The following is an 8,513-nucleotide window of genomic DNA, read 5'->3' as shown; positions in this document are numbered from 1 at the left end:
ACGGGGCGGTTGAGCCCCGTCGTCCCGGCCGCTTCTTGCGGACGGCGAGCGCGCGTCCCACGCGCAGCGCGCGTCACACGAACAGGCGGAGCAGGTCCTCCTGCGTCTCGCGGCGGACCAGGGTCCGGGCCGCACCGTCGCGCACGGCGACCACCGGCGGGCGGGGGACCTGGTTGTAGTTGCCGGCCGCCGACCGCTGGTAGGCGCCGGAGCAGGGGATCGCGAGCAGATCACCCGGCCGGATGTCGCCCGGCAGTTCGACCGCGTGCACCAGCACGTCCCCGCTCTCGCAGTGCTTGCCGACGATCGTGAACGTCTGCGGCGGGGCCTGACCCGGCCGGGAGGCGAGCACGGCCGTGTAGGCGGCGCCGTAGGTGGCCGGGCGGGGGTTGTCGCTCATGCCGCCGTCGACGCTGATGTAGCGTCCCTTCACTGTGCCGACCTCGTAGACCGCGACCGTAGTCGGCGCCGCGATCGATCGGCCCGGCTCGACCGCCAGCCGCACGTCCTCGGGCACCGCCACCCTGAGCGCGTCGGCGAGTTCGGCGGGTGTCGGGGCCGGCTCGCCGCCCGGGAGGTAGGGAACGCCGAGGCCGCCGCCGAGGTCCAACCGGCCGATGGAGATCCCGTGTTCGGCCTCGACCTCCTTGAGGAACCGTGCCATGCGCTCGGCCGCGGTGGTGAAGGAGCCGAGGTCGAAGATCTGCGAGCCGATGTGCGAGTGCAGGCCGACGAGTTCCAGGCCCGGTGTGGCCAGCACCTGGCGTACGGCCTCGGCCGCCTCGCCCGAGGCCATGGACAGCCCGAACTTGGTGTTCTCACCGCCTGTCGCCAGGGCCGCGTGCGTGTCCGCGTCCACGCCCGGCTTCACCCGGAGCATGACGGGCTGCCGGGCGCCGTCGGTCCGCACCAGGTCCGCCAGGCGGGCCAGTTCGTGGAAGGAGTCCACGACGATGCACCCGATGCCCCACTCCACGGCGGCCCGAAGCTCGGCGACCGACTTGTTGTTGCCGTGGAAGACCACCCGCTCGGGGGGCATGCCCCCCAGCCGGGCCACCGCCAGCTCACCGCCGGTGCACACGTCCAGCGAAAGGCCGAGCTCCCGCAACCAGCCGACGAGGGCGGGGGCCAGGAACGCCTTGCCGCCGTAGTGGACGTCACCCGTGCGGAACGCGGCCGTCCAGGCGGCGCACCGGGCCCGGAAGTCGTCCTCGTCGAGAACGTAGACCGGTGTGCCGAACCGCGTGGCGAGTTCGCCGACGCCGATTCCACCGACCCGCAGTTCGCCGTCCGTCCAACCGGCCGTCCGCGGCCATACCTGGTCCATCTCGTGGTAGCTGCCCATACGCCAGAAACTAGGGACGGCAGCGCCGCCTCACGGGGAAGCGTCGAAAAACTGATTGCTCAGCACGCCGGCCGTCCGCGCCGCGGCCGCGTGGAGCGCCGCGCCCCCGCAGCCGCGGTGGAGCCCGGTACGGCCGCGAGGGTTCCGTGACCGGCCGACCCGGGTCAACCGGCCGTAGCCGAAGGCCCCGTGGCGGATGTGGCCGTCGCGTGCCGTGTGTCGCGATCATGATCCCCGCGTGTCACGGGGGCGTCCCGGGTGCGGCCCGCGCGCAACCGCCTCCGGGCCCACCTGCCTCCATGAACACAGAAGGGTCCGCAACGAGTGGGCCGGCATGCGATCTACGGACTACGGAGTAGCAATGCGCAGCAGCAAGAGGATCTCGGCTCTCGCCCTCATCGTCGTGGCCGCCGGGCTGTCCTTGACGGCCTGCGGCCCCGACGACTCCAGCGCCTCCGGCCCGTCGTCGTCCGACACCGCCGGCGCGACCTCGTCGTCGAGCGACTCCGGCGGGACGTCGGCACCCAACTCCGCGCCGGGCCAGGACACTTCCTCCGGCGGCGGTTCCTCCAGCGGCTCCGGCGGCGGTTCCACCGGCGGCAGCGGCAGCACGAGCGGAGGCTCCGGCTCCTCGAACTCCGGGTCGGCGTCCGGCGGCATGTGCACGACCTCGAACCTCGCGATCTCCGCCGAGCACGGCATCTCGGGGGAGGGCATGGAACTGGTCCACCTCAAGAACACCGGTTCCAGCTCCTGCACGATGCACGGCTTCGCGGGCGTCGACCTGAAGAACGGCTCGGACACCGTCAGCGTCCCGCGCTACAGCGGGGGCGACGTGCCCACCGTCAAGCTGGCCCCCGGCGAGAAGACCGAGTTCGTCCTGTACTACCCCTTCAACAACAGCGGCGGCAGCGGCTACACGTTCACCACCATGGTCGTCACGCCGCCCAACGAGACCCACTCCAAGACCGTCAGCGCGTCCATCAACGTCCCCGTCCAGAACCCCGACGACCAGGGCTCCGACGCCGGCAAGCTGTACGTACTCGCGGTCGGCGGCGGCGAGTAGCCGCCCCTGGCCCCTCGCGGGTCGCCCGCACCCGCCCGCGGCCCGCACCTCGGACACGCGGCCTTGGGTGCCGGGGGCCGGGGCCGGGACCGCGCATCCCGGCCCCGGCCCCTCCTGCGTCAGCGGGCGGCGGCCACCGCGCGGCGCAGGGACAGGCCGAGCAGGACCGCGACCGCGACCGGCAGCAGCCACCAGGCGTTCACACCGGCGCCGTGCACCAGGCCGGCGGTCGCGCCCAGCGCCACCACCACCCCGACCGCGACCTGCCAGTCGTCGCCGACGACGAAGTCGTACCAGAACAGCGCGAACGAACGAATCCACTTCACGACATGCTTCCCTTCGCCGCGGGAGCCGGGGGAACGGTGGTGACCGCGGACGGCTGTACCGCGGTGTTGGTGCGGCGCATCAGCGCGGCGGTGCCGAGCCCGAGCAGCGCGATGGCCGGCACGAGGACCAGCAGGGCCGCGTCGGCACCGGGCCAGTCGACCCCGGCGCCCTCGGCGGACCAGAAGACACCGAAGGCGGTGAGCATGATGCCGACGGCGAACTTCATCGAGTTCTCCGGCACCCGGGCCAGCGGCGCGCGGACCGCGAGGCCGACACCGACGACCGCGACGACCGCGGCTGCTGCGCCGAGCGCCGCGAGCGGCACGCTGCCCTGGTTGTTGCCGAAGGTCACGACGATGAAGGCGACCTCGAGCCCTTCGAGGAAGACCCCCTTGAAGGACAGGGTGAAGGCGTACCAGTCGGTGACGATGCTACGTCCGCCGCCCGCCGCGGCGTTGGCCGCCGCGACCTCCTTGGCGTAGGCGTCGGCCTCGTCGTGCAGGGCCTTGTAGCCCGAGGCGCGCAGGATGGCCTTGCGGAGCCACTGGAGCCCGAAGACCAGCAGCAGGGCGCCCACCACCAGCCGCAGCGCCTCGAAGGGGATCATCCCGATCGCGGGCCCGAGCGCCGCGACCACGATCGCGAGGGCGACCAGGGCCGCCGCGCTGCCTTGCAGCGCCGAGCGCCAGTTCCGGCTGGTGCCGGCGGCCAGCACGATCGTCAGCGCCTCGACCGCTTCGACGGAGCACGCCAGGAAGACGGTGAGGACGAGGATGAGGCCGCTCATGGGCGACCACCCCCGCGTGGCTCGGCACGGGGGGTGAAGGGGCAGGGCATCACGGTTGGCTCCACGGTTCGGGCCCCGGCAAGGGGCGTGTTGGGCGGACAATGCAGGCGGTATCGGGCCGGTGGCCGCCGTGAGCGGCGACCGGCGTCAGACGGCGGTGGCCTCGGGCGCGGATTCGGCTTCGCGGTCGGGCGCGGATACGGGCGCGGGTCCGGTCGCGGGTCCGGGCGCGGATTCGGCTTCGCGGTCGGGCGCGGATTCGGTCGCGGGTTCGGGTGTCAGCACGCGCCGGAACTCGGCGGTCAGTGCGGGCAGGATGTCCCGCCAGTCGGCGACGATGCCGATGTCGCAGTGGCCGAACACCGCCGCGTCCGGATCGCTGTTGACCGCGAGGACGGTGTGCGCGCGCTCCACGCCGGCCAGGTGGTGCGGGCTGCCGGAGAGGCCGAGCGCCAGATACAGCCGCGGGGCGATGTTCCGCCCCGTGACGCCCAGTTGACGGCAGTGCGGCAGGGCGCCGGCGTCGGGCACCTTGCGGGTCGCGGCAAGCTCCGCGCCGAGCAGGGCACGCAGCGGCTCGACCTCTCCGTAACGGTCCGGAGCGACGCCCGCGCCCAGGCCGATGACCGTGGCCGCACGCTCGACCGCGTCGAAGTCGTCCTCGGTGTGCCGGTTCGAGCGCCGCAGCAGCGGATCGGCCGGCACGTCCAGCGCCTCGACAAGGATCACGACGGGGACGGCCCGCCCGGCGCGCACGGTCAGTGAGCCGGTCCGCAGCGTGGCGATCTGCGGGACGGTGTCGCTGCCGACCTCGGCGAGCATGCCGTTGCCCGACGGCTTGCCGCCGACCAGGCGGAGCACGCCGCGGGCGTCGGAACGGGCGTCGGAACGGGTGTCGGAACGCACCGACGTCGTGGTCAGGTCGGACAGCAGCCCGGCGTTCAGGTGCACCGCGAGGCGGGCCAGCACCTCGCGGTCCCAGGCGGAGGCGCTGCCCAGTACGGCCCAGGGGACGGCGCGGGAGCGGTGGATCCAGTCGGCGAGTGCCGCCGCGGCAGGGCGGGGGTCGCCGCCGGAGAGCCGCAGGGCCGCGTCGGCGCCCCAGACGGCGAGCCGTTCCGGGTCCGCGGCCGGCGTGACGGCCACCACGTGGCCGCCGATCCGCCGCGCGATCTCCGCGGCCTCGCCGAGCAGGGCGCGCCCGCCCGTCTCGGGGCTGCCGGTCACGGCGAGGACGGCGGGCCCGGGGCGGCCGACGGGGTCCGGGTCCGCCGCCCGGCGGGTGACGGCCGTACGCCCCGGTTCGCCGGCGGTGGCGGCTGGCGCCGCGGGATCGGGTGTCGCGAGGCCGGTTGCCGCCGTGGCCGGGCCGAGCCGATTCGCAACGGTGCGCCCCGGCCCGGCAGTTCCCGCGAGCGTGCCGGCTTCGGCCGAGGAGAGACCGGAGCCGTTTGCCGAGGTGGGGCCGGAGCCGTCGGCCGCCGCCAACCGTGCGGCGATCAACGCGACCGCCCGTGCGGCCTGTTCCGATGGGCTGCCGGACACGAGCACCGGGCGGCGGGTCGCCGTGATGCGCTGCACCCGGTGCACCCGGGTGGGGCTCGCGGCACCCGGCCGGGCGCCGGCCAACTGATCCAGTGTCAGGGTGCGGATCGGCGGCGAGTCGGGCCAGGTGGCCGGTGGGGCCTTCGCCGGCCGGCAGGAGCGTTCCGCCACCGTGAGCACGGCGGGCAGCGTCAGTTCGGCGGTCTCGGTGACGCCGTCGAGTTGGAGTACGGCGCGCAGCCCGTCACCGCCCACCGCCTCGACGGACAGCGCGGGCCCGGCGAACGGCAGGCCGAGCAGCGCGGCGACCATCGGCCCGACCGCGCCGGTGCCGCCGTCCAGCGTGCTGTGCCCCGCGAGCACCAGGTCCACCGGGCCCAGGCTCCGTACGGCGGCGGCCAGGGCCTGCGCGGTGACCAGGCAGTCCGCGCCCGCGAGCGCCGGGTCGCACACGTGCAGGCCCTCGTCCGCGCCGCAGGCCAGCGCCTCCCGCAGGACGTCGGCGGCGGCCGGTGGCCCCATCGTGACGACCGTGGTGCGTCCGCCGCCGGCCCGGCCCAGTTGCACCGCGCGGGTCACCGCACGGCGGCACCACGGGTTGAGCTCCACCGCGAAGCCGTCCCTGCGCAGGCGCCCCCTCTCGTCCAGGTCGCCCGGGTGGTCGCCGAGCGGCACCTGCTTGACCAGCGCCACCGTGTGCAGGGGACGTCGGTACGCGGCCTCGCCCCACGGGCGGTCCGTCGTCGCCATCGGTCAGGACACCCCCGTCCCGACCAGCAGCCCGACCCCGAAGGTCACCGCGGCCGACAGCCCGCCGAGCACGAGCTGCCGGCTCGCGCCGAACCACCCGGAGCGCGCGGTGAGTTTCGCGGTCAGCGCGCCGGTGACGACCAGGGCCGCCGAACTCGCGAGCAGCGCGGGCACCAGGCCGGTCGCGCCGAAGACGAAGGGCAGCAGCGGCACCAGGGCGCCCAGCGCGAAGGCGGCGAACGAGGAGACCGCCGCCGACCAGCCCGAGGGAAGGTCGTCCGGGTCGACGCCCAACTCCTCGCGTACGTGCACGCGCCAGGCGACCTCGGGGTCGGCGGTCAGCGCCCGTGCGACCTCCTCCGCCAGCTCCGGCCGTACGCCCTTGGCCTGGTAGGCCAGGGTCAGTTCGCGCAGTTCCTCGTCCGGGTTGGTGGCCAGTTCGCGCTTCTCGCGGGCGATCTCGGCCTGTGCCAGCTCGTTCTGGGACGACACCGATACGAACTCGCCGGTGGCCATCGAGCAGGCGCCGGCGGTGAGGCCGGCCAGACCGGTGAGCAGGACGGTGTGCGCGCCGGCGCCACCGCCGACGACGCCGGCGACCAGGGCGAAGTTCGACACCAGGCCGTCCACCACGCCGAAGGTCGCCGGTCGCAGCCAGCCGCCGGTCACATCGCGGTGCTGATGGTGGATCTCGGCGGTGCCGAGGTCCGCTGTCGCAGTCATGCGCGGGTCCAATCTCGGCCGGGGGAGTGCCGCACCCGGCCCGGCCGGCAAACGGGAGGATTGACCACGGTCAATCGCGTTCTCGGGTCAGGGAGCACTGTGGCCGCCGGGCCGGTGCCACGTGATTGGCGGCGGCCGAGAAGTCGGCCCGGAAACATTGGCGCCCCGCCCAAAGCGGCCGGTACGCGCCGCGCGCAGACTGGGCACGCTTGTCAGGCTGCCGCCGTGTGATTGCGAGGACCCGCCCCATGATCCGCCCGCTGATGTTCGACAGGTTCTATGTCCACGACGAGTTGACCGCGTTGCTGCGGGACTGGGCCGACAGCCGTCCCGACCTCGCGGCGCTGGAGAGCGTGGGCCGCTCATGGGAGGGCCGCGACATCTGGCTGGTCACTCTCACCAACACCGCGACCGGGCCGGCCGCCGAGAAGCCGGCCCACTTCGTCGAGGCGGGCATCCACGGCACCGAGTGGTCCTCCTGCTTCGCGGCCCTGCACCTGGTGCACCGGCTGCTGACCGGCTACGGCACCGACGAGCGGGTGACCAGGCTGATGGACACCCGCGCCGTCTACGTCGTCCCGCGGCTCAACCCGGACGGGCACGAGCACGCCATGGCCGAGGGCCGCTTCATCCGCTCCAGCGTGCGCCCGCACCCGAGCCCGGACGCCGACCCCGGCCTGCAGTTGCGGGACGTCGACGGCGACGGCCGGGCGCTGTTCATGCGGGTGCGCGACGCCGACGGGCCGTGGAAGACCCACCCCGACGAGCCCCGGCTGCTGGTGCCGCGCGCACCCGACGAGGTCGGCGGCGACTACTTCCGGCTCTTCCAGGAGGGCGACATCACCGGCTACCGCGGCGACGTCGTCGAGGTCGCGGAACCGGTCGAGGGCCTGGACCTCGGCCAGAACCTGCCGACCGACTGGGAGGCGGCGCCCGCGCTGCCGCGCAACGCCGGGCCGTTCCCCGGCTCGGAGCCCGAGACGCAGGCCGTGCTGCGAGCGGTCACCGACCGTCCGAACATCACCGGTTACGTCACCTGCCACACCTTCGGCGGCCTGCACCTGTGCCCGCCGATGAACGCCGACGTCCGGTTGCCCGGCCCCGATCAGCGTGTCTACGACGTGTTCGGCGCCAAGGCGGCCGAGTTGACCGGGTACGACGTCATGTCCTTCCAGGACCTGAAGCACGACCCGGCCGCCGACTTCCGCGGCGGTCAACTGGGCTGGTACTACCACCAGTTGGGCATCTTCGCCTGGATCACCGAGTTCTGGAGCCCGCAGCGGGCGGCCGGCATCGAGTCCTACCACGCCTCGCGCTGGCTGATCGACCACCCGGTCGAGGACGATCTGCGGATGATCAAGTGGAGCGACGCCGAACTCGACGGCAAGGGCTTCGTCTCCTGGTACCCCTTCACGCACCCGCAGCTCGGACCGGTGGAGCTGGGCGGCTGGGACATGATCAACTACTGGTACAACCCGCCGATGGACCGCATCGAGGCCGAAGTCGCCCCGCACACCGAGTGGGTGATCTTCCAGACCCTGGCCTCGCCGCGGGTCGGGGTGCGCCGGCTGACCGCGACCCGGGTCGCGCCCGGCGTGCACCGGGTCCGGCTGGTCGTCGGCAACACCGGCTGGCTGCCGACGTATGTCACCAGGACCGCGCTGGACCGCGGGGTGGCGGGGGAGCTGTCCGCGGAGATCGCGCTGCCCGACGACGCCGAACTGGTCACCGGCGAGCACGTCGAACGCCTCGGCCAGCTGGAGGGCAGGAGCGGAACCCTGTCGTCCACCACCTGGTGGGGCCACGACCCGGGCACCCCCGACCTGACCGCGGTGGAGTGGACGGTCCGGGCGCCCGAGGGCACCGTCGTCGCCGTCACCGCCCGGCATCCCCGAGCGGGCACCGCCCGCGCCGAGATCCACCTCGGCTGACCGGCTGCCGTTGTCGGGCAGGTTGTGGGGTTGAGGGGC

Annotated in this window: 8 protein-coding genes; 2 read left to right on the top strand and 6 right to left on the bottom strand. The window is 73.9% G+C overall.

Annotation, left to right across the window (positions count from 1 at the left end):
- Positions 1-73 precede the first annotated feature (73 nt).
- Positions 74-1,345, bottom strand: coding sequence for a diaminopimelate decarboxylase (gene lysA, locus AC13HU_RS25080; RefSeq protein ID WP_483044204.1), 1,272 nt, complete (start codon positions 1,343-1,345; stop codon positions 74-76).
- A gap of 348 nt (positions 1,346-1,693) precedes the next feature.
- Positions 1,694-2,062 carry a hypothetical protein gene (locus AC13HU_RS25075; protein WP_483044203.1) on the bottom strand — a complete coding sequence of 123 codons (369 nt, stop codon included), beginning with the start codon at positions 2,060-2,062 and terminating at the stop codon, positions 1,694-1,696.
- Here AC13HU_RS25075 and AC13HU_RS25070 point away from each other — a divergent pair.
- On the top strand, positions 2,061-2,411 hold the full coding sequence (locus tag AC13HU_RS25070; protein WP_483044202.1) for a DUF4232 domain-containing protein: 351 nt from the start codon (positions 2,061-2,063) through the stop codon (positions 2,409-2,411). The genes AC13HU_RS25075 and AC13HU_RS25070 overlap by 2 nt on opposite strands.
- A 119-nt stretch (positions 2,412-2,530) precedes the next feature.
- Here AC13HU_RS25070 and AC13HU_RS25065 read toward each other — a convergent pair whose 3' ends face one another.
- The 4 genes from AC13HU_RS25065 to AC13HU_RS25050 all read right to left on the bottom strand — a co-directional run bounded on the left by AC13HU_RS25065 (position 2,531) and on the right by AC13HU_RS25050 (position 6,543).
- Positions 2,531-2,737: a hypothetical protein gene (locus tag AC13HU_RS25065; protein ID WP_483044201.1), complete on the bottom strand. Its 207-nt coding sequence runs from the start codon at positions 2,735-2,737 to the stop codon at positions 2,531-2,533.
- Positions 2,734-3,525, bottom strand: a complete 792-nt coding sequence (locus tag AC13HU_RS25060; RefSeq protein WP_483044200.1) for a COG4280 domain-containing protein — start codon at positions 3,523-3,525, stop codon at positions 2,734-2,736. Before AC13HU_RS25060 ends, AC13HU_RS25065 begins: the two co-directional genes overlap by 4 nt.
- A gap of 147 nt (positions 3,526-3,672) precedes the next feature.
- Positions 3,673-5,820: an FAD-binding protein gene (locus AC13HU_RS25055; protein ID WP_483044199.1), complete on the bottom strand. Its 2,148-nt coding sequence runs from the start codon at positions 5,818-5,820 to the stop codon at positions 3,673-3,675.
- 3 nt (positions 5,821-5,823) lie between these two features.
- The gene (locus AC13HU_RS25050) at positions 5,824-6,543 is read right to left on the bottom strand and encodes a VIT1/CCC1 transporter family protein (protein ID WP_483044198.1); all 720 of its coding nucleotides are present in this window, start codon (positions 6,541-6,543) and stop codon (positions 5,824-5,826) included.
- Positions 6,544-6,791: 248 nt separating this feature from the next.
- Between AC13HU_RS25050 and AC13HU_RS25045 the strand changes: the two genes are divergently transcribed.
- Entirely contained in the window at positions 6,792-8,474 is a 1,683-nt protein-coding gene (locus tag AC13HU_RS25045; RefSeq protein WP_483044197.1) for a M14 family metallopeptidase, read from the top strand.
- Positions 8,475-8,513 lie beyond the last annotated feature (39 nt).

The organism is Streptomyces sp. NH27, assembly GCF_056859195.1.
Note: the sequence above shows the minus strand (reverse complement) of the source record. Positions and strands in the feature narration are given on the sequence as shown.